The organism is Sphingomonas sp. HF-S4 (genome assembly GCF_032911445.1).
GTDB classification, from domain to species: domain Bacteria; phylum Pseudomonadota; class Alphaproteobacteria; order Sphingomonadales; family Sphingomonadaceae; genus Sphingomonas; species Sphingomonas agrestis.
The window spans coordinates 703,981-728,605 of record NZ_JAWJEJ010000002.1 but is presented as its reverse complement, the minus strand read 5'-3'; the positions used below and the strand labels follow the sequence as shown (position 1 = coordinate 728,605).

Annotated in this window: 24 protein-coding genes, 1 tRNA gene and 1 pseudogene; 10 read left to right on the top strand and 16 right to left on the bottom strand. The window is 65.9% G+C overall.

Annotated elements, in window-relative coordinates; translation table 11 throughout:
* Positions 1 to 12: 12 nt before the first annotated feature.
* Entirely contained in the window at positions 13 to 924 is a 912-nt protein-coding gene (gene glsA / locus RZN05_RS19515; RefSeq protein WP_317228348.1) for a glutaminase A, read from the bottom strand.
* Positions 925 to 1,175: 251 nt separating this feature from the next.
* Positions 1,176 to 2,774 (bottom strand): RNA repair transcriptional activator RtcR, encoded by a 1,599-nt coding sequence (gene rtcR, locus RZN05_RS19510; protein ID WP_317228347.1) that lies wholly within the window; start codon positions 2,772 to 2,774, stop codon positions 1,176 to 1,178.
* A gap of 297 nt (positions 2,775 to 3,071) precedes the next feature.
* On the opposite strand from rtcR, the gene RZN05_RS19505 reads away from it, so the two are divergent.
* From RZN05_RS19505 to RZN05_RS19490, 4 genes are all read left to right on the top strand, one after another.
* Entirely contained in the window at positions 3,072 to 4,622 is a 1,551-nt protein-coding gene (locus tag RZN05_RS19505; RefSeq protein WP_317228346.1) for a vWA domain-containing protein, read from the top strand.
* Between the two features lie 530 nt (positions 4,623 to 5,152).
* Positions 5,153 to 6,379, top strand: a complete 1,227-nt coding sequence (locus RZN05_RS19500) for an RtcB family protein (RefSeq protein ID WP_317228345.1) — start codon at positions 5,153 to 5,155, stop codon at positions 6,377 to 6,379.
* Positions 6,380 to 6,526: 147 nt separating this feature from the next.
* The gene (locus RZN05_RS19495; protein WP_317228344.1) at positions 6,527 to 7,228 is read left to right on the top strand and encodes a DNA polymerase beta superfamily protein; all 702 of its coding nucleotides are present in this window, start codon (positions 6,527 to 6,529) and stop codon (positions 7,226 to 7,228) included.
* Positions 7,225 to 7,644: an RNA 3'-terminal phosphate cyclase gene (locus RZN05_RS19490; RefSeq protein ID WP_317228343.1), complete on the top strand. Its 420-nt coding sequence runs from the start codon at positions 7,225 to 7,227 to the stop codon at positions 7,642 to 7,644. The genes RZN05_RS19495 and RZN05_RS19490 overlap by 4 nt, the downstream gene beginning before the upstream one ends.
* On the opposite strand, the pseudogene RZN05_RS20695 reads toward RZN05_RS19490, so the two are convergent.
* Positions 7,623 to 7,904: pseudogene (locus RZN05_RS20695) on the bottom strand (integrase arm-type DNA-binding domain-containing protein); the annotation flags it as partial. The gene RZN05_RS19490 and the pseudogene RZN05_RS20695 sit on opposite strands and share 22 nt — an antisense overlap.
* A gap of 241 nt (positions 7,905 to 8,145) precedes the next feature.
* A tRNA-Ser gene (locus RZN05_RS19485) sits at positions 8,146 to 8,236 on the bottom strand.
* Between the two features lie 76 nt (positions 8,237 to 8,312).
* Here RZN05_RS19485 and RZN05_RS19480 point away from each other — a divergent pair.
* Positions 8,313 to 9,182: a peptidylprolyl isomerase gene (locus RZN05_RS19480; protein WP_317228342.1), complete on the top strand. Its 870-nt coding sequence runs from the start codon at positions 8,313 to 8,315 to the stop codon at positions 9,180 to 9,182.
* A gap of 1 nt (position 9,183) precedes the next feature.
* On the opposite strand, the gene RZN05_RS19475 is transcribed toward RZN05_RS19480, so the two are convergent.
* From RZN05_RS19475 to RZN05_RS19460, 4 genes are read right to left on the bottom strand one after another with little or no spacing between them, the layout of a single operon-like run.
* Positions 9,184 to 9,774: an ABC-type transport auxiliary lipoprotein family protein gene (locus tag RZN05_RS19475; protein WP_317228341.1), complete on the bottom strand. Its 591-nt coding sequence runs from the start codon at positions 9,772 to 9,774 to the stop codon at positions 9,184 to 9,186.
* Between the two features lie 8 nt (positions 9,775 to 9,782).
* Positions 9,783 to 10,745, bottom strand: coding sequence for an MlaD family protein (locus RZN05_RS19470; protein ID WP_317228340.1), 963 nt, complete (start codon positions 10,743 to 10,745; stop codon positions 9,783 to 9,785).
* Complete coding sequence (locus RZN05_RS19465; protein ID WP_317228339.1) at positions 10,745 to 11,554, bottom strand: ABC transporter ATP-binding protein; 810 nt, start codon at positions 11,552 to 11,554, stop codon at positions 10,745 to 10,747. Before RZN05_RS19465 ends, RZN05_RS19470 begins: the two co-directional genes overlap by 1 nt.
* Positions 11,554 to 12,663 (bottom strand): ABC transporter permease, encoded by a 1,110-nt coding sequence (locus RZN05_RS19460; protein WP_317228338.1) that lies wholly within the window; start codon positions 12,661 to 12,663, stop codon positions 11,554 to 11,556. The genes RZN05_RS19465 and RZN05_RS19460 overlap by 1 nt, the downstream gene beginning before the upstream one ends.
* Positions 12,664 to 12,739: 76 nt before the next feature.
* On the opposite strand from RZN05_RS19460, the gene RZN05_RS19455 reads away from it, so the two are divergent.
* Together RZN05_RS19455 and RZN05_RS19450 are read left to right on the top strand one after the other, a co-directional pair.
* On the top strand, positions 12,740 to 13,411 hold the full coding sequence (locus RZN05_RS19455) for an HAD family hydrolase (RefSeq protein WP_317228337.1): 672 nt from the start codon (positions 12,740 to 12,742) through the stop codon (positions 13,409 to 13,411).
* Between the two features lie 45 nt (positions 13,412 to 13,456).
* Positions 13,457 to 13,927, top strand: coding sequence for a pyridoxamine 5'-phosphate oxidase family protein (locus RZN05_RS19450; protein ID WP_317228336.1), 471 nt, complete (start codon positions 13,457 to 13,459; stop codon positions 13,925 to 13,927).
* A 33-nt stretch (positions 13,928 to 13,960) separates the two neighbouring features.
* Here RZN05_RS19450 and RZN05_RS19445 read toward each other — a convergent pair whose 3' ends face one another.
* The 3 genes from RZN05_RS19445 to RZN05_RS19435 all read right to left on the bottom strand — a co-directional run bounded on the left by RZN05_RS19445 (position 13,961) and on the right by RZN05_RS19435 (position 19,619).
* Positions 13,961 to 15,166: a DUF445 domain-containing protein gene (locus RZN05_RS19445; protein WP_317228573.1), complete on the bottom strand. Its 1,206-nt coding sequence runs from the start codon at positions 15,164 to 15,166 to the stop codon at positions 13,961 to 13,963.
* An 88-nt stretch (positions 15,167 to 15,254) separates the two neighbouring features.
* Positions 15,255 to 18,410, bottom strand: coding sequence for an efflux RND transporter permease subunit (locus RZN05_RS19440; RefSeq protein WP_317228335.1), 3,156 nt, complete (start codon positions 18,408 to 18,410; stop codon positions 15,255 to 15,257).
* 12 nt (positions 18,411 to 18,422) lie between these two features.
* The gene (locus RZN05_RS19435; protein WP_317228334.1) at positions 18,423 to 19,619 is read right to left on the bottom strand and encodes an efflux RND transporter periplasmic adaptor subunit; all 1,197 of its coding nucleotides are present in this window, start codon (positions 19,617 to 19,619) and stop codon (positions 18,423 to 18,425) included.
* 230 nt (positions 19,620 to 19,849) lie between these two features.
* Between RZN05_RS19435 and RZN05_RS19430 the strand changes: the two genes are divergently transcribed.
* Entirely contained in the window at positions 19,850 to 20,110 is a 261-nt protein-coding gene (locus tag RZN05_RS19430) for a GlsB/YeaQ/YmgE family stress response membrane protein (protein ID WP_317228333.1), read from the top strand.
* Between the two features lie 87 nt (positions 20,111 to 20,197).
* Complete coding sequence (locus tag RZN05_RS19425; RefSeq protein ID WP_317228332.1) at positions 20,198 to 20,923, top strand: SIMPL domain-containing protein; 726 nt, start codon at positions 20,198 to 20,200, stop codon at positions 20,921 to 20,923.
* A 65-nt stretch (positions 20,924 to 20,988) separates the two neighbouring features.
* Here the strand turns inward: RZN05_RS19425 and RZN05_RS19420 are convergent, their stop codons facing one another.
* The 3 genes from RZN05_RS19420 to RZN05_RS19410 form a co-directional block, all read right to left on the bottom strand.
* Complete coding sequence (locus RZN05_RS19420) at positions 20,989 to 21,243, bottom strand: GlsB/YeaQ/YmgE family stress response membrane protein (RefSeq protein ID WP_317228331.1); 255 nt, start codon at positions 21,241 to 21,243, stop codon at positions 20,989 to 20,991.
* A gap of 194 nt (positions 21,244 to 21,437) precedes the next feature.
* A complete protein-coding gene (gene sciP, locus RZN05_RS19415) occupies positions 21,438 to 21,737 on the bottom strand; it encodes a CtrA inhibitor SciP (RefSeq protein WP_116839339.1) in 300 nt (99 codons plus the stop codon).
* 99 nt (positions 21,738 to 21,836) lie between these two features.
* The gene (locus tag RZN05_RS19410; protein WP_317228330.1) at positions 21,837 to 22,064 is read right to left on the bottom strand and encodes a hypothetical protein; all 228 of its coding nucleotides are present in this window, start codon (positions 22,062 to 22,064) and stop codon (positions 21,837 to 21,839) included.
* Between the two features lie 209 nt (positions 22,065 to 22,273).
* Between RZN05_RS19410 and mnmA the strand changes: the two genes are divergently transcribed.
* Entirely contained in the window at positions 22,274 to 23,383 is a 1,110-nt protein-coding gene (mnmA, locus tag RZN05_RS19405; RefSeq protein WP_317228329.1) for a tRNA 2-thiouridine(34) synthase MnmA, read from the top strand.
* 113 nt (positions 23,384 to 23,496) lie between these two features.
* Here the strand turns inward: mnmA and RZN05_RS19400 are convergent, their stop codons facing one another.
* Together RZN05_RS19400 and RZN05_RS19395 are read right to left on the bottom strand one after the other, a co-directional pair.
* Positions 23,497 to 23,694, bottom strand: coding sequence for a hypothetical protein (locus tag RZN05_RS19400; RefSeq protein ID WP_317228328.1), 198 nt, complete (start codon positions 23,692 to 23,694; stop codon positions 23,497 to 23,499).
* Positions 23,695 to 24,062: 368 nt separating this feature from the next.
* Positions 24,063 to 24,596 carry a hypothetical protein gene (locus tag RZN05_RS19395; protein WP_317228327.1) on the bottom strand — a complete coding sequence of 178 codons (534 nt, stop codon included), beginning with the start codon at positions 24,594 to 24,596 and terminating at the stop codon, positions 24,063 to 24,065.
* Positions 24,597 to 24,625 lie beyond the last annotated feature (29 nt).

Here is a 24,625-nt window from a genome sequence, read left to right as displayed (position 1 = left end):
CAGCGGTGAACCTCACTCGATCGCCGGTCCGAACACCGACCAGCCAGTACGGGCCGCCAACAACTCGAGCGCGCGGACGCCAAGGATCGAATTGCCGTGCTGATCCAGGTTCGGGGACCAGACCGCGATCGACGCGCGCTCTGGCGCGATGGCGAGAATGCCCCCACCCACGCCGCTCTTGGCGGGCAATCCGACCCGCACGGCAAAGTCGCCCGAGCCGTCATAATGGCCGCAGGTCATCATCAAGGCGAGCAGCATGCGCATGCGCCGGGCGCGAGCTGCGTCTTCTGCGTCGTCTGCAACCAGGCGCGTCCGGCTCAGGAACAGCCCCGCTTGCGCCAAGCCGCCGCAGTCGACCGAGATGGCACATTGCTTGGCATAAGACGAGAGCACCTCCTCGACCGGGGAATTGAGATTGTCGTGATGCTTCATGAAGCTCAGCATCGCTCGATTGAGATCCCCGCCCTCGTAGAGGACCGCGTCGTTCAACTTGAGCGGCCGCCCCTCCAGCTGTTCGCGCACCAGCTCGACGACCGCATCTTCGCTGGCATGCGCTTTCAAAAGCATGTCCACGACAACAAGCGCGCCGGCATTGATGAAAGGATTGCGCGGTATCCCCTCGGTGCGCTCAAGATCGATCACCGAGTTGAACGGGTCGCCGGACGGCTCGCGCCCTACGCGCTCGAAGACCCGGTCCCCACAGGCACGCATCGCCAGATCCAGCGCGAACACCTTCGAAATGCTTTGGATAGGGAAGAGCGTTCCCGCCGCACCGGTAGTAAGCACGCCATCCGGAGTTGCTACTGCGATGCCAAAGGGTCCGGGCTCCGCGCTCTCATCCTTGGCATCCGCTTCAGCCTCGAGCTTCGCGGCGTTGGCTGCGATTTCTTCAGCGATGTCGTTGAGCGCGTTTTGAAGATCCATCGCGCAGCAACGTTCCGATGCCGCAGCGGGTCCGTTCTGTGTGCAGCGTCGCGCTTTAATGCTCCCCAAGCAACGCCAAAATTACGAGAACCGTTCATGCGATATGGCTCGTAGGCGCGCTGCGGAAGCTTTCCTAAAAACGACGCAAGCTTGGCTGCTCGTACATGAACTACTGGACGGATCACATCCGCCTCCAGCGATAGCTGGCAGTTCTCTCAAAAAAATCGCCAGCCATTGAACGATCTGCTCGATCAGACCGAGGTCACGCCAGGCCAGTCGAGTCCGAACCGCGCGAGATATTTGCGCAGCCGATCGGCATCGTTTGCCGATGTCCGGCGAGTACGCGAAGCCGTGAAAAGCGTACGACCGGCCTCCGAAAGCGAGCGACTCCTTCGGCAGATCCGAATGGTTTCGGCAAGCTGCACGCGGTCGAAGGGATCGATTTCGGCAAGGGCCTCGGGCGCCAGGACCTCGGTCAGCGAGTCCGCGCCATCGTCACGCTGGCCCGACCATAGGCGCTTCAGGCGCCCGATCTCGGCTTCGACGCACCCGATGTCGATGCGGCCCTTGGGGCTGAGGGTCGCCATGCGCGTGACGCTGGCCGCGAGGTCGCGGAAATTGCCAGGCCAGGTCGCGTCCGGGCTGGTCGCGAAAGCGAGATAGCGCTGGCGTGCTTCCCGGTTGAAGCTCGCACGATCGCCCTCGCGCTCCGCGAAGCGGTCGAGTTCGTAATCGAGATTGGGCTCGATATCCTCGCGCCGCTCGGCGAGGCCGGGCAACTGGAACGTCCACAGGTTGAGCCGCGCGTAAAGGTCGTCGCGAAACGTACCGGCGGCCACCGCCTCACCCAGGTCGCGATTGGTGCCGGCAATCAGCTGGAATTCCGACGCGGCTTCCTTGTCCGAGCCAACAGGCAGGAAGCGCTTGTCCTCGATCGCGCGCAGGATCATCGCCTGCTCGTCGATCCCCAGCTCGCCAATCTCGTCCAGGAACAACATGCCCCCGTCCGCGGCGCGCAGCAGCCCGGGCCGGTCGGCGACCGCGCCGGTAAAGGCACCCTTGCGGTGCCCGAACAAGGCGGACATCGCACTGTCGCCCTTCAAGGTCGCGCAGTTCACTTCGACGAACGGACCTGCGATCTGGTGCTTGAGGCGCTTCAATTCGTAGATGCGGCGCGCAAGCTGGCTCTTGCCCGCCCCGGTCGGGCCCATCAGCAGGATCGGCGCCTTTGAGCGGTGCGCGACCTGCTCGATCTCGTCGATCATCCGGTTGAAGGTAACGCTCTGCGTCGCGATGCCAGACTTGAGGAAGGACGTACTCTCCTCTGCTGCCACGGCGAAGCGTGTGGCGATGCTGTCGTAGCGTGAAAGGTCGAGGTCGATTGCCGTCCAGCGTCCGGGCGTGCCTCCGTCCTCGGCACGCTTGGCCGGCTGGGTCTGGAGCAACCGCCCGGGCAGATAGCGCGCCTCGGTAAGCAGGAAGAGGCAGATCTGCGCGACGTGCGTGCCGGTAGTGATGTGGACCAGATAGTCCTCGGCATCGGGATCGAAGGGCTCGGCGCGGGCGAAGTCGAGCAGCTTGCCGTACACTTCCTCGAAGTCCCACGGATCGCTGAAGTCGAGGCGGCGCAGATCGATTCGCGTCTCGGGCGATACCGACTGGATATCCTCAGCGACATAGTCGGCGAGGCGGCTGTGCGGCGCGCCATGGAGCAGGATGAAGCGATCGACGCGCAGATCCTCGTGCATGGTGAGCGCGACCGAGGGGCGCCACTTGTTCCAGCGCGACGGGCCGAACTTGCTCGCGTCAAGCGTCGATCCGAGGAATCCGATAACGGTAAGTGGTCTCATGCTTATCCCTTAGGATAAATCACGATATAAAACGATAGTTATTCTGCGAGGGTGCCGTTCTCCCACGGATCACGATGCGGTCACAGATTTCAATAAAAGCACAGTGAATCATGGCATTATAACAATTTCGCGAGTCGACTCTCCGAACTGGCATGCCTCCTGCGAAGTACATCACCGCCGGACAGGGCGGTCGAACATTCTGAACCGGCGGCGGAACGCGGGGCGGCCGGAATGGGCTAGCCGCCCCCGAGGAATTCACGGTGTCGCCCAGGGCGGTGCCAGCAGGAGGGTTGGACAATGGCCAACAAGGGACTTTTCGCTTCGGCGATCGCAAAGCTGATGCCAGCCGCGGACACGCGGAACCGGGAGGGAGTGCCGGCCTATGCCTATGGGCCCGAGCACAAGCTCGCCCAGGTTGCGGCGACCGGCACGCTGGCCGACGGCTTCTACGGCGCTGCGGAGACGCAGCTGTCGGACGTACTCGAGGCGGCGCGCGCCTGCGATTCGTACTTCGTGGCGCAGGCAGCCATCTATGCCCGCCAGTCGGGTACGATGAAGGACATGCCGGCTTTGCTGGCGGCCTATCTGACGGTTGCCGATCCCGACCTTGCGGTTGCGGTGTTCAACCGCGTGATCGACAATGGCCGCATGCTGCGCAATTTCGTGCAGATCATGCGCTCGGGTCAGGTGGGGCGCTCGTCGCTCGGCTCGCGGCCGAAGCGGCTGGTCCAGCGCTGGCTGGAGCAGGCATCGATGCCGCAGCTGATGGCTGCGGCGACGGGCAAGGATCCGAGCCTGGCGGATATCGTCCGTATGGTTCACCCCAAGCCCGCAGATGCGACGCGGCGCACTTTCTATGGCTGGCTGATCGGACGTCCCTATGACGTTGCCGCACTGCCTGCCGAGATCGCTGCGTTCGAAGCGTGGAAGGCCGATCGGTCGCTGCCGTTGCCGGCGGTGCCGTTCGAGTGGCTCACCGCGTTTCCGCTGACCGCGGAGAACTGGGCGGAGCTTTCCACGCGGATCGGGTGGCAGGCGCTGCGGATGAACCTCAATACGCTGGCGCGCAACGGCGCGCCCGATGTGGCGGGGGTCACCGATGCGGTTGCCGCGCGGCTCGCCGACGCGGGTGCGCTCGGAAAGGTCAAACCCATGCCCTATCAGCTGATGGTGGCGTTGGGGCAGGCCGGTGAGGGCGTGCCGCTCAAGGTGCAGGCGGCGCTGGAGGATGCGCTCGAGCAGTCGCTCGTCCGCGTGCCGACGGTGCCGGGCCGTGTGGTCGTCTGTCCTGACGTGTCGGGCTCGATGGGCTTTCCGGCGACGGGGTACCGCAAGGGCGCCTCGTCGAAGGTTCGGTGCATCGATGTCGCGGCCCTGGTCGCGGCGGCGATGCTGCGCACCAACCGCGATGCCCGCGTCCTGCCGTTCGAGCAGGCGGTGGTGAAGCTGAAGCTGGACGCACAAGCCCGCGTCGCCGTCAATGCAGCGAAGCTGGCGGCGGTCGGCGGGGGCGGGACCAAGGTCTCGGCGCCGCTCGCCCTGCTCAATGCTGAGCGGGCGCAGGTCGACCTGGTCGTGATCGTTTCGGACAACGAGTCCTGGGTGGATGCCACCCGGGCCGGCGCGACCGCGACGATGCGCGAATGGGAGCGGCTGAAGAACCGCAACCCGGGCGCCAAGCTCGTATGCGTCGACATCCAGCCCTACGGTACCAGCCAGGCGCCGCAGGGCCGGGCGGACATACTCAATGTCGGAGGCTTCTCCGACGCGGTGTTCGACACCATCGCGCGCTTCGTCTCCGGCGAGACGCGCGACTGGGTGAGCATCGTTCAACAGACGGAGGTTTGAAAACTTGGATCACGGCGAATGCCGGGAGGGACTACATTGATAATGCGGATGTCGCGGGTTCGAGTCCCGCCGGGCCTTCGATGCGTTCGGGCTCGTAGCTCAGTTGGTTAGAGCACCGGCCCTTCGGGGTGTCCTTCTCACTCTCGTCGCCGTGACCCATGATAATCTGGCGAATGCCGCGTTGGACTACATCCTGTCACGATGCCCCTCTTGGGGCTGTCCTTCGCATTCTTCGTCGCCAGAACTGGAATTGCAGCTGGCGAATGCCGGCGGGACTACAGGTAGAGCACCCGCTGATAGGCGGGAGGTCGGCGGTTCAACTCCGCCTCCGGGCAACCGGATAGCTCAGCAAAAAATGTCTCGCCATCGATCGTCGCCGGCACAGGAAAAATGAAACGCTGGCGAATGCCGGTGGGACTACATGGGTAAGGCCGAAAGGCTGAGGCGGTTCGACCCCGCCCCCGGGCTCGCCCGGGATGTCTCGCCAATCATCGTCGCCGGCACCATGATCGCGTTTGAGGGAGGTCGGGATGACCGAGGCTTTGTATGATTTCCAGCATGTCGAAGGTGGCGTGCCGATCAAGATGTGGACCCGTGGCGTGCCGGTCGAGGACGGTGCGCGCGCCCAGCTTGCCCGTGCGGCGCAGATGCCGTTCGTGTTCAAGCACGTGGCCGCGATGCCCGATGTCCATATCGGCATCGGCGCGACTGTCGGTTCGGTGATCCCGACCAAGGGCGCGGTGATCCCGGCGGCGGTGGGCGTCGATATCGGCTGCGGCATGATGGCGGCGCGCACCTCGCTGGTGGCGAGCGACCTGCCCGACAATCTCGAAGGCATTCGCTCCGCGATCGAGCAGGCGGTGCCGCACGGACGCGACGTGGGCCGGGGCAAGCGTGACAAGGGTTCATGGGGTGATCCGCCCGTGGCGATCGTCGAGGCCTGGGCTACGCTTGCCCAGCGCTTCGAGCGGATCTTCGAGAAATATCCGAAGCTCAAGAACACCAACAATCTGGTGCATCTGGGCACGCTCGGCACGGGCAACCACTTCATCGAGCTGTGCCTCGACCAGGAGCAGCGCGTGTGGGTGATGCTTCATTCGGGTTCGCGCGGCATCGGCAACGCGATCGGCAGCTATTTTATCGAGCTGGCGAAGCAGGATATGCGCAAGTGGCACATCAACCTGCCCGACGAGAACCTGGCCTACTTCCCGGAAGGGACCGACCATTTCGACGACTATGTCGAGGCGGTCGGCTGGGCGCAGGACTTTGCGGCGCTGAACCGGCGGATGATGATGACCAATGTCATCCGCGCGCTGCGGGGACAGATCGCCAAGCCGTTCGATGCGGAGTTGGAGGCAGTCAACTGTCACCACAACTATGTCCAGCGCGAGAACCACTTCGGTGAAAACGTGCTGGTCACCCGCAAGGGCGCGGTCCGCGCGGCGAAGGGCGTGCTGGGTATCATCCCCGGCTCGATGGGCGCCAAGTCGTTCATCGTCCGAGGGCTGGGCAACGCGGAGTCGTTCGACAGCTGCTCGCACGGAGCTGGACGTATCATGTCCCGAACCGCGGCGAAGAAGCTAGTGACGCTCGACGAGCACATCCGCGACACTGCGGGCGTCGAGTGCCGAAAGGACGAAGGCGTGATCGACGAGACGCCGAAGGCGTACAAGCCGATCGAGGCTGTGATGGCGGCGCAGGCCGACCTGGTCGAGATCGTCCATACGCTCAAGCAGGTGGTGTGCGTGAAGGGCTAAAAGCTCTCGTCAGCCCGACACGCACACCGCCGATTTTCCCGAAAGGGCCGAAAAGGATGCGTCGCCGCCCGGTAACGGGCGTGCGGCGCACCTGCAGGTTTGATGAAAAGAAAGATAACGCAGCCTGACAAGACCATCCCTCCCGCCGTGCGGCGCGAGATCGAAACCCGCCTAGACCGGATCGAGGCGGATAATGGAGTGCGCCTGCTGCTCGCGATCGAATCCGGTTCGCGTGCCTGGGGCTTCCCCTCGCCCGACAGTGATTACGACGTCCGCTTCCTCTACGTCCGGCCACAGGACTGGTATCTGTCGCTCGCGCTTGGCCGCGACGTGATCGAGACGCCGATCGAGGACGAGATCGATCTGAATGGTTGGGACGTGCGCAAGGCGCTCGTCCTGCTGCTCAAGTCGAATGCGGTGGTGAGCGAGTGGATCGAATCGCCGATCCGCTACCAGCCCGACGATCCTTTCGTATGCGCGATCGGGCAAGCTGGCTGCGGATCGGTGGCTCGATGGTGGGGATGCGGTGCCGGTGAAGAAGTATTTCTACGCGCTGCGTCCTGCGCTGGCGATCCGTGCGATCCGGCTGAACCCGGCATCGCGCCCGCCGTGAACCTGCAGGCGCTTGTTGCCGCCAGCGACCTGCCGTCGGCGCTCGTCGAGCAGATCAATGCGCTGGTTGAGGCCAAGGCGCGCACCAACGAACGTGCGAATGGCGCCCGTCTGCCTGAGATCGACGCACTGATCCGCAGCGAGCTCGATCGGGCGGGCGAGCTGCCGGCACGCAAGCTGCGCGATCGCTTCGTCGATCGCGCGGATCAACTCTTTCTTGAACTGACAAACACATGATCATCATTGACGGATCAGAGGGCGAAGGCGGCGGACAGGTGGTGCGCAACAGCTGCGCGCTGTCGCTCTTCACCGGGCAACCCTTCCGCATCACCAACGCGCGCGGCAAGCGCGAGAATTGCCAGTCGACCGACCGACCCACGCTCGTCGAGTTTTCCAAGGAAGTCCGGAACTGCTGCATAAGGCATAGCCGCAAAATGCCCGTCCTTCTTCGGTTGCCTGGGCAATCCTTTGGAAAGCGATCGCATGGGGGCTTCGATCGCACGAAAGCCCTTCGCGTACGACCAATCCAGAACAGTGCCGATGCATTGCCGTACTCGCCGGGCGGTTTCAGCCAAATTGGCGCCAGCACGTCTCGAATGAGGGGGCCTTCGATCTCGTTGACGGGCAGATCGCCGATCTTGGGGAAAGCGTAGGTCTTCAAGGTCGCGATCCACTGGTTCTGATGCTTGCAGTTCTTCCAAGCTTTCTGGTGTTCCTCGTGGACCAGCTCTGCCGCCTTGCGGAACGTCGGGACTACCAGCCGCTGCTTCCGCTCGGCGACCGGATCGATGCCCTGCGCGATCTTCTTCCGCGTTACGAAGGCGGCTTCACGAGCCTCAGCGAGCGATACCGACCGCAACGAACCCAGCCGAAGTCTCTCCGGCGCCCTCCCATCTGAACGCGTAGGAGCCACCGAGCCCAATCTTTGCCGTTCAATTCGAGAAAAAGGCCGTCGCCGTCGGAGTATCGTCCTGGCTCAACGAGCGCCCAGACCTTCGATGCCGTGAGCTCCCATCGCGTCTCACCCCGAATTACCCCACACGTTTTTGGGATAGTGTCGGATCTCGTGGAATTCAGCGGAACGAAAAAACCGCTGATTTCTGCGATTTTCTAGCAGTTTTCAGGGGTTTTGGCGAGGCCCGGAATGGGGTGGTTGGCGGAGCGGGAGGGATTCGAACCCTCGATACGGTTTTGCCGTATACTCACTTTCCAGGCGAGCGCCTTCGACCACTCGGCCACCGCTCCGCATACCCGGAAGGCGCGGCCCTAGCCCTTGCGCACGGGCTAGGCAAGCGCGGGCGCGCATGCCAGTCTCGCCGCCATGCTCAAGCCCCTGCTCGCGCTGTCCGCGCTCACCGCCTCCCCTGTCCTCGCACAGACCGCGGCGGCACCTTCGCCCGCCGATGCCGCGCCGTGGGATTGGCAGGCGATCCCCGATAACCAGCTGCTCGTCATGACGCTGAAGGGCGGACACCAAGTCTTCATCCGCCTCGCCCCGCGCTATGCGCCCGCGCACGTCGCCAACATCCGCAAGCTCGCCGAGGCGCATTGGTGGGACGGCACCTCGGTCTATCGCGTCCAGGACAATTACGTCACCCAATGGGGCGGCGGCGACGACAAGACCACGCTGCCGCCGGCGGTGATCCAGAACCCGCCAGCCGAATATGAATGGGCGCGCTACGACGGCGTCACTACGCCCGCCAGGCCCGACAGCTATGCCGCCAAGACGGGGCACAGCGCCGATGGCTGGCCGGTCGCGACCGACGGCAAGGCGGCGTGGCTCACCCATTGCTACGGCATGGTCGGCGTGGCGCGCGATCTCGCGCCGAGCACCGGCAGCGGCGCCGAGCTTTATACCGTGATCGGCCATGCCCCGCGCCATCTCGACCGCAACATCGCGCTGGTCGGCCGCGTGGTCGAAGGCATGCAATGGCTCTCGGCACTACCGCGCGGCGGCGGGGCGCTCGGCGTCTATGAGAACAAGGCCGAGCATGTCCCGATCCTGTCGGTGCGACTGGCGACGCAGCTTCCCGAGGACGAGCGCCCGCACTTTCAATATCGCGCTACCGACAATGCCCGCTTCGCGGCCTGGCTCGGCGAGCGCGAGAACCGCAAGCCGCCCTTCTTCACCGTGCCCGCAGGCGGCGCCGATATCTGCAACGCGCAGGCACCGGTGCGCCGGGCGCCTTAGATTATTTTCCGACCCAGTCGGCAACCTCGGCCGCGACCTGGTTGGCCGCCTGGTTGAGCGCGGCGCCGACTGGCGCTGCCTCGATCTCGGACACCGGCACACGCGCTTCGAAGCGACGCTTCTCGACGACGCTCTCGGGTCCGCGGATCAGCGCGGCGTCATAGGTGACCACCGCCTCGCTGGTTTCCTCCTGGATGCCGAAGCGGCGCAGCTCGCCCATCAGATAGGCGCCCGGATCGGTGAGCGATTGGCGCGAGCTGAGCACCAGCCGGCCGGTCTTGGCGGTGATCGTGTCGCCGAGCAGCCGCTGGAGCAGCTGCGAGGGCCGCTCGACCCATTGCGCGTCCTTGACGAAGGCGATCGCGGTGCCGCCCGAATGGACGGGCACGCGCGACGAGGCGAGTTCCTGCGGCAGCGAGGGTACCGCGATCGTGATCGTCGCCGCGACGTTCGAGCGCTGCGATTCGCCGACCGGCAGCGTCGCTTCCGACGTCAGCGTGAGCAGCGACTTGGGGGGCTTGCCGCCGAACGAGATGCAGCCGCTGAGCGATGCCAGCAGCGGCAGGGCAAGAAGCAGAGCGCGCTTGGTCATCATGGTCCTCACTTCTTCTTGTAGTCGGGCAGCTTGGGCGATCCGACCAGGCTCGAAGCGCCGCCCTGATCGAGCTTCTCGGCAACCGAGGCGAGGCTGGTCGACATCACGCGGAGATCCTGGACGAGCTGGCCGATCTCGGGGATCGTCTTCTTCGACAGCGCCTGGAGACCCGGCCGCGCATCGCCGATGGTCGCGTCGAGCGTCTCCATGGATTTGCGCGCCGAGCCGATCGTGCGGTTGAGATTGGCGATCGTCGGACGAACATCGTCGGCGAGGACGCCGTTGGTGGTGGTGGCGAGCTTGCCGAGCTCCTCGGTCGCCAGCCCGAACCGCTGGATCGCGATCCGCGTCTCGGCGAGCGTGGCAGCGATTTCGGGACCGCGATCGGCGAGCGCGTCGGTCAGCCGGTTGGTATTGGCGAGGATGCCGGCAATCGAATTCTGGTTCTTGTCGCCGAGCAGCTCGCCCAGGCGCTCGGTAAGCGTAGAGATCCGCTCGAGCAGCTGCGGCGCCGAACTCAGCAAAGCGCCGAGCCCGCCCTGCTTGGTCGGGATCACCGGCACGCCGAGCGGGCACGCCGCGCGCGGATTGGCCTCGGGGCAGACGATCGGCGGGGCGCCCTTGACCGCGCCATCGAGCTGCACGGTGCTCGGCCCGGTGAAGCTGCCCTGGATCGAGGCGGTGGTGCCTTCGAGGATCGGCACGTCGTCGTTTACGCTCACCCGGACCCGGACGAGGCTGGGATCGGGCTTCCAGAAGCTGATTTCCTTGACCTGCCCCGAGGGGACACCGGAAAAACTAACCGCCGATCCTGGATTGAGCCCATCGACCGATTGCTTGAAGAAGATGTCGTACTGGCGCTCGCTGCCACCACCGATGCGGGCCAGCCAGACGATGAACAGCGCTAGCACCGCAAGCAGGATCAGCACCACCGCGCCGACAAGGACATGGTTCGATCGCGTTTCCATCAGACCTTCATCCCGGCTTGCGCCCGCTCGGCGCTGTCGACCGCAGCGCGGCCGCGCGGTCCGTTGAAATATTCCTGAATCCACGGATGATCCAGCGCGAGCAGTTCGTCGATCGTGCCGACGGCGATCACCTTCTTGTCGGCGAGCACCGCAACCCGATCGCAGATGGCGTACAGCGTATCCAGATCGTGGGTGATCAGGAACACGGTCAGCCCCAGCGTCTTCTGGAGCGAGGCGGTGAGTTCGTCGAATGCCGCCGCGCCGATCGGATCGAGCCCGGCGGTCGGCTCGTCGAGGAACAGCAATTCGGGGTCCAGCGCAAGCGCGCGCGCGAGCCCCGCACGCTTCTTCATGCCGCCCGAAAGCTCGGCGGGGAATTTGGGCCCTGCATCGGGCGACAGGCCGGTCATCACCACCTTGTACGCCGCGATCTCCTCGAGCAGCGCCTGGTCGAGCCCGGGGTAGAATTCCTTGATCGGCACCTGGACGTTCTCGGACACGGTGAGCGTCGAGAACAAGGCGCCGCCCTGGAACAGGATACCCCAGCGCTTGCGGATGTTGGTCGCCTCGGTCTCGTCGCGGCCAATCGTGCTTTCGCCGAACACGTCGATGCTGCCCTCGATCGGCGTCTGCAGCCCGATGATCGAGCGCATCAGCACCGACTTGCCGGTGCCCGACCCGCCGACGACGCCGAGGATCTCGCCACGCCGGACCTCGAGATCGAGATCCTCGTGGACGACCTGCTCGCCAAAGCCGTTCTTGAGGCCCTGGACGCGAATGATCACGTCTTCGCGTTCGCGCCGTGCCATCAGATCCAGCCCACTTCGCTGAAGAACACCGCGAAGAACGCGTCGAGCACGATGACGAGGAAAATCGCCTGCACCACCGCGGTGGTCGTGCGCTTGCCGACCTGCTCGGCATCGGCCTCGACCTGCATGCCCTGGAAGCATCCCGAAATGGCGATGATCGCGCCGAATACCGGCGCCTTGACCAGCCCGACCCACAGATCGGTGAGCGGCACGACTTCGCGGATGCGCTGGATGAACGTCACCGGCGGAATGTCGAGGCTGATCCAGCAGAGCAGCCCGCCGCCCATGATCGCGACCAGCGAGGCGTAGAAGCCGAGCAGCGGCATCATCAGCACCACCGCCAGCGTGCGCGGCACCACGAGCGCCTCCATCGGCGACACGCCGATCGTGCGCATCGCGTCGATCTCTTCGGTGAGCTTCATCGTGCCGAGCTGCGCGGCGAACGCCGAACCAGAACGGCCGGCGACCATGATCGCGGTCATCAGCACGCCGAGCTCGCGCAGAGTGATCCGGCCGACAAGGTTGATCGTATAGACTTCGGCGCCGAACTGGCGGAGCTGGACCGCGCCCTGCTGCGCGATGACGATCCCGATCAGGAAACTCATCAGCCCGATGATGCCCAGCGCCGACACACCGACCACTTCGAACCGGTGGACCGTCGCGTTGAAGCGGAAGCGCTTGGGATGGGTAAACACATTCCAGAACGCGATCACCGTCGCGCCCATGAAGCCGAGCAGGCCGTAGAGCGTGTGAATCGCGACGAAAACAGCATCGCCGACTTCGCCGAGCGTCCGGGTAAACGGGTCGGCGGGCTTGCGCGCCAGCGCGATCGGCTGCTCGGCAGCCGCGACCTGGTCGAGAAGGTGCTGCTCGTCCTCCTCCAGCCCTTCTACGGTCGAGCCGTGGTCGCGGGCGAAACGGTGGATCAGCCAGGCGCCAACGGTGTCGATCCGCTCGACTTCGCTCAGGTCGAGCCTGGCGACGTCGCCTTCGATCGCGTTGAGCCGGTCGGGCAAGTCGCGCAGGCACGCCAGCGACAGGTTTCCGGTGAAGCGCAGCGTAGTGCCGCCGCCCCCATCGACTCGCTCAAAATCCGCGCTTCCCCTCATCGCGGCCACCTTTCGGCGATTCGCGCTGGAACGGCAAGGATTTGCTCTGCCCCGCTGAGAATGCCTAGATGCGCCAATGCAGCACCTCGCAATCTACGACATGGACAAGACGATCACGGCGACGCCGACCTGGACGCGCTTCCTGGTCCATGCGGCGCGCGCGCGGGCACCGTGGCGGCTTGCGCTGATGCCCGCGGTGGGCGTTGCCGGGCTCGGCCACCTGCTCAAGCTGATCGATCGAAGCCGACTCAAGCAAATTTCGCAACGGCTGCTGCTCGGCCATGCGCTGACCGCATCGGATGTCGAGGCCGTGGCGGCGCGCTTCGCCGATGCCGAGTTCGCGACCGGGGTGCTTCAGGGCGCGCGCGATCGCATCGAAGCCGATCGCGCCGCTGGCTATCGACTTGTGATGGCGACAGCGTCGCACGGCTATTACGCCTCGGCGATCGCCCGGCTGCTCGAATTCGACGATGTCGTCGCCACGCAGGCGAAACGAGATGCGCAAGGCCGTGTTCTTTCCCTGATCGAAGGGGATAACTGTTACGGCCCCGTAAAGCTCCGCATGATCGAAAACTGGATGGCCCAATCCGGGATCGATCGCGCCGGCCTGCATGTCCGCGCCTATTCGGACCATGTTTCCGACGCGCCGCTGCTTGAATGGGCAGACGAGGCCTTCGCGGTAAATGCGCACGGCCCGCTGCGGATATTGGCGCGTGCGCGGGGCTGGACCGAACTGGACTGGAGATAATGGCGCCGGCCTGCGTTCTGCCCGGGAATGATAGGAGCAGGACGCATGACCAAGACGCTCGCCGACCTCGCCAAGATCCTCAAGGACATCGACTTCGCGACGCTCTCCACCCATTCGGATGGCGGCACGATCGCCGGCCGGCCGATGAGCAACAACCGCGACGTCGAATATAACGGCGACAGCTGGTACTTCGCCTGCGAGGATACCCGGACGGTGCGCGACCTGCGCGCCAACCAGCAATGCGCGCTGAGCTTCCACGGGAAGAGCGGGCTGCTCGGCATGAAGCCGCTGTTCGTCCATCTCGAGGGCAAGGCCGAGCTGATCCAGGACAAGACTCAGTTCGAGGCGCATTGGACCAAGGATCTCGGCTTGTGGTTCGAGGAAGGCATCGACACGCCGGGTCTCGTGCTGATCAAGGTCCACGGCATCCGCGCGCATTATTGGGACGGCGCCGACCAAGGCGAGTTCCTGCTCGGCGACGCCACCCCGGAAACGCGGGCGACGCCGACGGAGTGAGCCTTCATCCTCCTCCCTTTCAGGGAGGGGAGCTCAGAGCATCGCATCCACTGCGTGGATCGTCACCCCGACCAGCCCGCCGACCAGCGTCCCGTTGATCCGGATATATTGCAAGTCGCGCCCCACGGCGTTCTCCAGCCGACCGGTGATCGTCTGCGCGTCCCAGCCGCGGATCGTGTCCGAGACCAGTCGGACGATGCCGTCGCCATAGTCCGACGCCGCGCCCACTGCAGCGCGGCGAACGAAGCGGTTGATCGTCTCGGCCAGCCGCGCGTCGCCCTGCAGCGTCTCGCCGAGCTGGCGCAGCGCGCCGCCGAACTCGCCCGCCAGCACGCGATCGGGGTTTCGCGCCAGCCGCAGCAGCGCCGCGCGGCCCGATTCCCACACCCCCAGCCACCAGTCGCCGAGCGCCGGATTGTCGAGCAGCTCGTTCTTGAACGCCTCGACCCGCGCCCGCTTCTCCGGATCGTGCTGGAGGTCGTGCGCGAGCTGCGCGAGCCCTTCGTCGGCCTTGGCGCGCAACGGATGGCGCGGGTCTTCGGCCATGTCGCCGATCAGCTTGGCGAGGCCCTCGATGATCTTGTTGGCCAGCGTCTCGTCGAGCCCGGTCCAGCGCATCACGCTGCCCGACCGCTCGTGGACCATCTGGCGGATCAGATGCTCGTTGGCGTCGAGGATCTTGGCCGCCCAATGGACGATGCCGTCGAGCAGCGGGCGATGCCGATCCTCCTTCATCGCGGTTTCGAGCGCGCGCCCGAGCAACGGTGCGATTTCCAGCCCGCGCAGCCGCTCGGCCAGCGCGCGCTTCGCCATCCCGCCGAGCCGTTCCTGGTCGAGCGCTTCGAGCATGTCGGCAGCGAGCCTGCCAATCCCCGCGCGCAACCGCCCGCGGCCGGTGCCAGGATCGGCAAGCCAGCGGCCCGCAGCGCGCGCGACGTCTACTTGCTGCATCCGCCGCGCGACCACCTTGGGAATCAGGAAATTGTCGCGCAGGAACGCCGCGAGCGTGCCAGCGATACGGTCCTTGTTGCGCGGGATGATCGCGGTGTGGGGGATCGGCAAGTGCAGCGGGTGGCGGAACAAGGCGGTCACCGCGAACCAGTCGGCGAGGCCTCCGACCATCGCGGCTTCGGCGAAGGCGCGAAGATAGCCGATCGCGGGGTGGAGGTGCTGGAACTGGCGCGCAGCGAGGAAGGTCGCGGCCATCAGCACGAGCAGCCCGGTCGCGACCAGCCGCATCCGGCGCAGCGCCGCGGGGGGTGCCTCATGCGGAAGGGGAGCGCGCGACCTGGTCACACGCTCCCCAATACGCGAATCACGCCGAAGTTCACTCTGCCGGTTGCGGCGTATCGTCCCCGGGCTTGTGCTCGATCGTCGCCTTGCCGTGCGGGCCAGCGATCACCCGGCTGCCGTCGTCGCCCGGCGTGTAGGTGAGCAGACGGCGCGACAGCCGTGGTCCGAGCCAGGCTTCGAGGCCGACTGCGAGGCTAAACAGCGCGGGCACGATCACCAGCGTCAGCACCGTCGACAGGATCAGCCCGCCAATCACCACCACGCCCATCGGCGCGCGCCACGACGAGTCGCCGCTCAGCGACAGCGCAGTGGGCACCATGCCGGCGACCATCGCGATCGTGGTCATCACGATCGGCTGGGCGCGCTTGTGCCCGGCATCGACGATCGCAATCATCTTGGGCACACCCTTCGCCATCTCCTCGAGCGCGAAATCGACGAGCAGGATCGAGTTCTTCGCGACGATGCCGAACAACATCAGGATGCCGATATAGACCGGCAGCGACAACGGCATGCCCATGATCATCAGCGCGATCAGCCCACCGAGCGGCGCGTTGAGCAGCGAGCCCATGTTGACCAGCGGCGACATGAAGCGGCGATAGAGCAGCACCAGCACCGCGAAGACCAGGAACACGCCCGAGGCCAAGGCGACGAAGAAGTTGTTGAGCATCTCGGCCTGCCACTTGGCCTGGCCGACGGTCATCTGGCTGACGCCCAGCGGCAGCTGCTTCATGATCGGCAGCTGGTTGATCTTCTCCATCACTTCGCCGTTGACGAACGGCTTGCCGGTCGCCGGGTTCATCGCGAGGTCGGCACCCACCACCAGGCGGCGCTGGAGGTTGAGGCGCTCGATCTTGGTCGCGCCGGCGCCGAAGCTGATGTCGGCGACTACCGAGAGCGGCACCGATCCGCCGCTCTGGGTCTGCACCGGCATGTTCTGGATCGTCGACAGCTTCGAGCGGGCATCCTCCTCGAGCGCCACCCGGATCGGGATCTGGCGGTCGGAGAGCGAGAAGCGCGCGCTATTCTGGTCGATATCGCCCAAGGTCGCGATGCGGATCGCCTGGCTCAATGCTGCGGTCGTGACGCCCAGGTTGGCGGCGAGATCGAGCCGCGGCTTGATCACGATCTCGGGCCGCTGGAGGTCGCCGGTGATGCGCGGCGCGACGACTTCCTTCATCCCCTCCATCTGCTTGACGAGCGTCAGGCCGGTCTGGGTGAGCAAAGCGGGATCCTCTCCGCCCAGCGTGATCGTCAGGTCGCGACCCGACGAGCCCCAGCCGAACTGCGAGCGGAAGTTGACCCGCGCGTCGGGGATGGCGAGCAGCTTGGGCGCGACCCGCTTCTCGAACGCCGTCGATTTCTCGGTGCGGTCTTCCTTGAGGTCCGCGGTGACGCGGCCGTTGCCGACGAAGCTGCGCTCATAGACATTCTCGACATTGGGCTCGGCGCGCAGGATCGCCGCGACCTGGCGCACGACCACGTCGGTCCGCTCCAAGGGGGTGCCCGGCACCATCTCGATCGTCGCGGTGACGCTTTCCTGGTCCTGCGCGGGCTGGAAGGTCTTGGGACTGACGACCATCAGCGCGATCGTCGCGCCGAGCGACAGGATATAGCCGACCACTGCGACCCAGCGATGCGTCAGCGTCCAGCGCAGCAGCCCGACATAGCGGTCCATCAGCCAGCCCTCGCCGTGATTGGCGTGGCCCTTGGCCTTGAGGAAATAGGCCGCGATCATCGGCGTGAGCAACCGCGCGACCGCGAGGCTCATCAGAACCGATGCGACGACGGTCAGGCCGAAATTCTTGAAATACTGGCCGGCGATGCCCGGCATCATGCCGACGGGCAGGAACACCGCGACGATCGACATGGTGGTGGCGAGCACCGCGACGCCGATCTCGTCGGCCGCGTCGATCGACGCCTGGTACGCCGATTTGCCCATGCGCATATGCCGGACGATATTCTCGATCTCGACGATCGCGTCATCGACGAGCACGCCCGCGACCAGCGACAGCGCGAGCAGCGTCATCTGGTTGAGCGAGAAGCCCAGCATGTCCATGAACCAGAAGCTCGGGATTGCCGAGAGCGGGATCGCCAGCGCCGAGATCAGCGTCGCGCGCAGATCGCGCAGGAAGATCAGCACGACGAACACCGCGAGCACCGCGCCCTCGATCATCGCCTCGAGCGCGCTGTGATATTGCTGCTCGGCATATTTGGAGCGGTTGTCGAGGAGCTGGAAGGTGACCTTGGGGTTGTTCTTCTCGAGCTCCTTGAGCTTCTCCTCGGCGGCATGGAACACGGTGACGTCCGAGGCGCCCTTGGCGCGCTGGATGTCGAACGAGATCACCTGGTGGCCGTTATATTTGGCGAGGCTGCGCTGCTCGGCGAAGGCGTCCTGGACGCTCGCGATGTCGGCGAGGCGGACGGTGCGGCCCGCGCCGGTCGAGATCTGGGTCTGGCCGAGCGAATAGGCGTCCTTGGCGTTGCCGATCACGCGAACCGACTGTTCGTAGCCCGAGATCTCGGCGCGGCCGCCCGCGGCGTTGAGGTTGACCTGGCGGAGCTGGTTGTTGACCTGGCTTGCAGTCAGCCCGACGCCCTGCAGCTTGGCGGGGTCGAGGATGACGCGGATCTCGCGGTTGACGCCGCCGTTGCGGTTGACCGCCGACAGGCCGGAAACGGTGAGCAGGGTCTTGGCGACGCTGTTGTCGATGTACCAGCTCAGCTGCTCGACAGTCATGTCGGTGGCATTGGCGGTGAAGCTGGCGATGTCGTTGTCGCTGGCGGTGTCGACGCGGCCGACCTGCGGCTCGAGGATGCCGTCGGGCAGGTCGCCGCGGATCTGCTGGATCGCACTGCGCACGTCCTCGACCGCGCGGTCGATCGGGGTGCCGATGGCGAGCTGGACGACGGTGGTCGCCTGGCCTTCCTGGACGGTCGAGTTGATCTCGTCGATGCCCTGGAGCGAGCGCACCGCGCTCTCGACCTTCTGGGTGATCTGGTTCTCGAGTTCGCTCGGCGCGGCGCCGGGCTGGCTGATCGAGATCCACACGATCGGGAAGTCGATGTCCGGATCGTTGTTGACGTCCATCCGGTTGAAGCTGACGAGGCCCGCGATCGTCAGGAACAGGAAGAGGACGATCGAGGGGACCGGGTTGCGGATCGCCCAGGCCGAGATGTTCCGGAAGCCCATCGTTGTTCGCCCTTAGTTCGACTTCTGAAGGTTCGGGATCACCTTCTGACCCGGATTGAGGAAGGCGCCCGCGGTGAGCACCACGCGCTCGCTTCCGGTCAGTCCGCTGGTGATCGCCACGCCTGCCTCCGACACTTCGCCGGTGGTGACGCTACGGCGCACCGCTTGGTTCTTGCCGTCGATGATATACACGTAATTGCCCTCGGCGTCGCTCTGCACCGCCGATTGCGGCAGCAACACCGCGGTGGTGCCGCCCGCGACGATGCGCGCCGCGGCGAACCCGCCCGGACGCAGCCCGGGATCATATGCGAGCGCGACGCGCGCGATGCCCTGGCGGGTCTGCGGATCGATCACCGGCGAGACCTGCCACACCTGGCCCTTGAACACCTGCTTCGATCCGGTCGGGGTCACTTCGGCCTGCGCGCCGGCGTGCAGCTTCTGCAGGTCGGTCTCGGCGAGCTGGGTGCGCAGCTCCATCTGGCCGCCCTGCGCCATGCGGAACAGCACGCCCGATCCGCCACTGACGATCTGGCCGGGCTCGACCTGGCGCGTCAGCACCAGGCCGGATTCGGGCGCGCGGATGTCGAGCCGGCGATTGCGCGCCTGGGTCTCGGCGAACTGCGCCTGGGCGACGCGGACGCGCGCCTGGGCCTGGTCGCGCGTCGCGGTGCGGCGGTCGATATCGGCCTTGGAGATGAAGCCGTTCTTGACGAGCTGCTGCGCACGATCGAGCTCGGCCTGGGCGAGCCGTGCATCGGCCTGCGCAACGCGTACCGAGGCTGCGAGCGACTCGGCGGTCTGCGCCTGGACGCTGCGATCGACCGTAGCGAGCACCTGGCCCTTGCCGACCCAGCTGCCCGGCTCGACGAGCACGCGCGTCACTACGCCACCCTCACCCACCACGCCGACTGGCATCTCGCGCCGCGCGGCAAGGCTCCCGGTGCCGGTGACGATCGTCGCGACCGTACGACGGCCAGGCGCCGCGACGGTCACCGTAGGCATCTGCGCGCCCGACGCCGCCGCGGCGTCCTTGCCGGCAGCCGCCTTGGGGTCGGCGGGCTTGGATCCGCTCATCATGAAGAAGGCGGCGATTCCCACCACGACGATGACGGCGATTCCGACCCAGAGCCATTTGCGGCTCTTGCGGGTTTCCTCACCGATGAACTCCAGCCGCTCCTGACGTCCGAACATCCCTGCCTCATAGTTCATGTGCGAGCTTTCTTGTCCGGCCGAACCGGCCGATGCCCCCTTGATCGCACTGTATTAGATGAATAAAGCACCGGCCACAAGAGCCGTTTCGCTTTTGTTGCTGTGCAATGCCCGTTCTGGACCTTTTCCGCAAGGTCAGGATCGTTGGGCGCAAGAAACGGTTGCAATGCAGACGCTCCGGCGCGAGTCTCGCGGCCGGTCGCGTATCTGGCCGCAACGGGAGGGATGGCATGCCTGAGGGGATAATAGGCTGGCTGTTGATCGGGCTCGTCGCCGGGGCGCTCGGCAAGCTGATCATGCCGGGGCGCGATCCCGGCGGGATCATCGTCACGATATTGTTCGGCATCATGGGCGCGCTGCTCGCCTTCTACCTCACCCCGCTGCTCGGGATCGACGTGCGCCACAGCAGCTGGCAATCCTATGCCGCGGCGACCGCCGGCGCAGTGATCCTGCTGATCTTCTACCGGATAGTGATGGTCCGCCGCATCTGAACGGCACCAATCCGGTTCGTTCAGCTTGGGTGCGGCTGCGGTGCGGCACTGGCCGCGAAACCAACCTGATTTTGGGGAGATGCTTTGATGATTCGCCTGGCCTTGTTCGCGACTGCCGCGGGAATGACGTTGGCCACCATGTCGGCCTCGGCCCAAGAAGCGCGCCCGGTAATGCTGCCGGTCGACGGCACCCTGCTCGACGTTTCGGCCGACGGCGTGAGCACACGCACCCCCGATCTCGCCGTGATCCAGGCGGGCGTGGTCACGCAGAACGCCACTGCCGGCGAGGCGATGCGGCTCAACAGCGCCCGGATGTCGACCGTGCTCGCCGCGCTGCGCCGCGCCGGCGTAGCCGAGCGCGACATCCAGACATCGAGCATCCAGCTAAGCCCGCAATATCGCTATGCTGAGAATCAGCCGCCGGTGATCACCGGCTATCAGGCATCGAACCAGGTGACGGTGCGCTTCCGCGACGTCGCCAAGAGCGGGACGATCCTCGACGCGCTGGTCAAGGAAGGCGCCAACAACATCTCGGGGCCCAATTTGACCGTCGAAAAGCCCGAGGCCGCGCTCGACGAGGCGCGCACCGCCGCGGTCGCCACCGCGCGCGCACGCGCCGAGCTTTATGCCAAGGCGGCGGGGCTGCGTGTCGATCGCATCCTGTCGATTTCCGAGAGCGGCGGGGTGCAGCCGCCGATGCCGGTGATGGTCCGCGCCGAGCGCTTCGCCGCCGCGCCGCAGGCCGATACCCAGATTGCCGCGGGCGAGCAGGAACTGCGCGTGTCGCTCTCGGTGCGCTTCCTGCTCAAGTGAGGCGCGCATGAAAAAGGGGCCGCCCTTTCGGGGCAGCCCCTTTTTTTTGATAGCGCCTCGTGCGTTTAGCGGACGGCGCCGCGACGAACGAGGTTGACGATCGCCAGCAGGATGATCGCACCCAGCAGCGAGACCAGGAAGGTCATCGGAGTGATCGCGCCGTTGTTGATCGAGCCGCCGAAGAGCAGGCCGCCGATGAACGCGCCGACGATGCCGACTACGACGTTGAGGAAGATGCCCTGCTGGGCATCGGTACGCATGACAATGCTCGCCAACCAGCCGACAACACCGCCGATGACGAGCCAAACAATAAGACCCATGACAAGTCCCTTCCGTTGCTAGCCCGGTTGGCCCGGGCGACAGAAACAGAAATACGCAAATGGTCGTATTGGTTCCGTACCGATATTTCGATGCGGGGGCGGAACTTTACTGCCATTTGGCCGTGCCGAAAAGAAAACGGCTCGCCTCCCGTGTCCGGGAAGCGAGCCGCCTCTGGCCCGATGGGAGGGGCGTCTCAATATTTCTGCTGGCGCTCGTAGAGCGAGCGATAATGCTGGATGCGCGTCACGCGCAGCCCCGGCATGCCCGAGCGATCGATCGCGCGCTGCCAGCCTGCGAATTCCTCGACGGTGAGTCCATAGCGCTCGCAGACTTCGTCGACGCTCAGCAGGCCCCCGTTGACCGCCGCGACGACCTCGGCCTTGCGACGTACCACCCAGCGGGTAGTCTCGGGCGGTGGCAGCGTATCGAGCGTCAGCGGCTCACCGAGCGGCCCGATCACTTTCGCTGGACGGATCTTCTGGTTCTCAATCATCTACATGCCTCATCGGGGCGGGGGGCCCCCGTTACTCACACAACACGCAATATCCGCAGCGTTTGAACATCGGCTAAAACGCCACGGTAAATGCCAAATTCATTCCTCTTGCCGGCTTCTTAGCGTCAGCGCGGCGGCGCGGTGGAATGCGCCATGCGCCGGCGCCAGCAGCGAGTCCGCCGGTGCCACGAGCGCGAGCCTGGTCTGCGCACACGCGGTGGGGCTCGCCGCCTGGCGGGCCGCCACGCCGACCAGCAACACCGCCAATTCGGTCGGCATGGCGGTAACCGCCACGTCGCGATCCAGTCTGGCGAAGCTCAAGTCCACGAATGCGAATCCATTCTCTACTCTCTTGGCCGGCCAGCTTTAGCGAAGCAGCATGAAGGGGCCGTAAAGCCGCTGGAAACGCTCGCTTAACCTCGGTTTCCGAAGCGTTTCCGCCCGGACCGTGTTACCCGCACCGGCCGAGTGCGCTGGCCAAGTGCACTGGCCAAGTGCACTGGATCATGCGGACACAAGCGCTTATGTGCGCGGGCGTGACCTCCGCCGATTTCCAGTTGCCCGAGCCGCTCGCCAAGCGGCGCATCGTCGTCGCCATGTCGGGCGGAGTCGATTCCTCCGTCGTGGCCGCGCTCGCGGCGGCAAGCGGGGCCGAGACGATCGGGGTTACGCTCCAGCTCTACGATCATGGCGAGGCGGTGGGCCGCGCGGGCTCGTGCTGTGCCGGGCGCGACATCCGCGACGCGCGCGCGGTTTGCGATCGGCTGGGCATCGCGCATTACGTGTTCGACCACGCCTCGAGCTTCCGCGAGACCGTGATCGACGATTTCGCCGACGAATATCTCGCCGGGCGCACCCCGATCCCGTGCGTCAAGTGCAACATGGGCCCCAAGTTCACCGATCTGTTCGCGCTCGCGCGCGACCTCGGCGCCGACTGCCTCGCCACCGGCCATTATGTCCGCCGAGTCGAAGGGCCGCAGGGCGCCGAGCTCCACCGCGCCGCCGATCCCGCGCGCGACCAGAGCTATTTCCTGTTCGCCACCACCCAGGCGCAGCTCGACTTCCTGCGCTTCCCGCTGGGCGGCATGCCCAAGCCGCGCGTCCGCGAGCTGGCCGCCGAACTCGGCCTCGGCGTCGCGGGCAAGCCCGACAGCCAGGACATCTGCTTCGTCCCGGACGGCGATTATGCCAGCCTGGTCAAGAAATTGCGTCCGGAAGCGGAAACGAGCGGCGCCATCGTCGATGAAAGCGGGCGGAAGCTCGGCGAGCACAAGGGTCTCATTCACTTCACCGTCGGCCAGCGCCGCGGGCTCGAGATCGGCGGGGCACCCGAACCCTATTATGTCCTCCGCCTCGATGCCGCGACGCGCGCGGTGGTGGTCGGCCCCAAGCGCGCGCTTGCGGTGCGCGCAGCGCGGATCGACGGGGTGAACTGGCTCGGCGGCGAATACGACGGGCTGATGACGGTGAAGGTACGCAGCCTCGCCAAGCCGGTGCCCGCGCGGTTTGCGGACGGGCGCGTGGTGTTCGAGACCCCCGAATATGGCGTGGCACCGGGCCAGGCGGCAGTGCTGTACGCCGAGGACCGCGTGCTCGGCGGCGGCTGGATACAGGAAACCGAACGGGCGGAACTGGCGACTGCCTGACATTCCGCCGCCTATGGCGCAGGCCGGTGCCGGCAGGGCGCGACGCTGGCTTCGGGATTGAAGGTGAAGATCTGCGAGCGGCCGGCGGCGGCGCCCAGCGCCTCGAGCCAGAACTACTCGCGCAGGCGCACGAACTCGGGCGCGCCGAAGGGGAAGATCGCCGCGACCGCATCGACCACGAGATGATTGTGGAACAACGGCAGCTCGGCGATGACGCGCGCGATGGTGCGCTTGCCCGCGGCGGGCGGGCCATAGAGGACAGCAGCTGCATTCGGGCTATGTCCAAAATGAAAGAGGCCGCCGGGGCCCATCAGGGCACCCGGCGACCTCCGACATGGTCAGCGGCCGGAGAGCTCCAGCCCGGGAGACCATGCGGACCGCTGTTCCGATGGCTGGCGCGCGTTGATTGGAGGAAAATACCTCCCGCGCACCCTACGAGCGGAGGACTTCCGCCCGCGCCTTCAGATCAGCGGCGCGTCTCCCGAACGAACTGAACCGACCCCATTGCTGAACCATGAGACATCGGATCACCTCCTTTCGCAAGTTGAAGAACGAGCGTGGCTTGCGGCCACGGACGAATCTTGAATCAATGCGAGTCGCAGAACAAGTCTTGTTTTAACGCGAAGATGATGCGATTCTTAGAGTTCTGTGGTTCGCCGCACGCACCCTGCGTGGCGACTCAGCCGCGGCAGTCTTCCGCCACTCGCAGGATCTCGGCCCAGGACGGCACCACCAGCGTCGGCATCGCCCCACCCTCCACGACGAAGCGCCCGCGGCTGTATCCCAGCGCGTCGATAAGCGTGTCACGCGCGCCGAGATCGGCGGCGAGGGTGCCAGCGGCGGGAGCGGCGGTCAGCGTTCGCGCCACGCTGGTCGTGCGGATGGTGAGGCTCGGCGCACCGCCCGCGCTGCGGCGCGACAGGACAATGCGGCCGCGGGCCTGGTCACATCGCAGAGACAGTTCGGCGGGCTGGCCGGCGAGGCCGAAGCTGGCGACGCCGCCGGTGGCGTCGGCGCGGTAGCTCCAGGTCCCGGGGGAATAGGGCCAGTCGCGCCAATCGGCGCTGGCAGGCGGCGGCGCGGGAGCCGGGGTCGGCGCGGGCGTGGGGACGGCGACCGGCGGCGCGGGGCGGACCGGGGGCTGGCTGGGCGCAACGCAGCCTGCGAGCAGCAGGGCGGTGGCGGATACGCTGGCGAACACGATGCGACGCATGCCGCCTTATGGGGGAAGTCCCCCGCCGC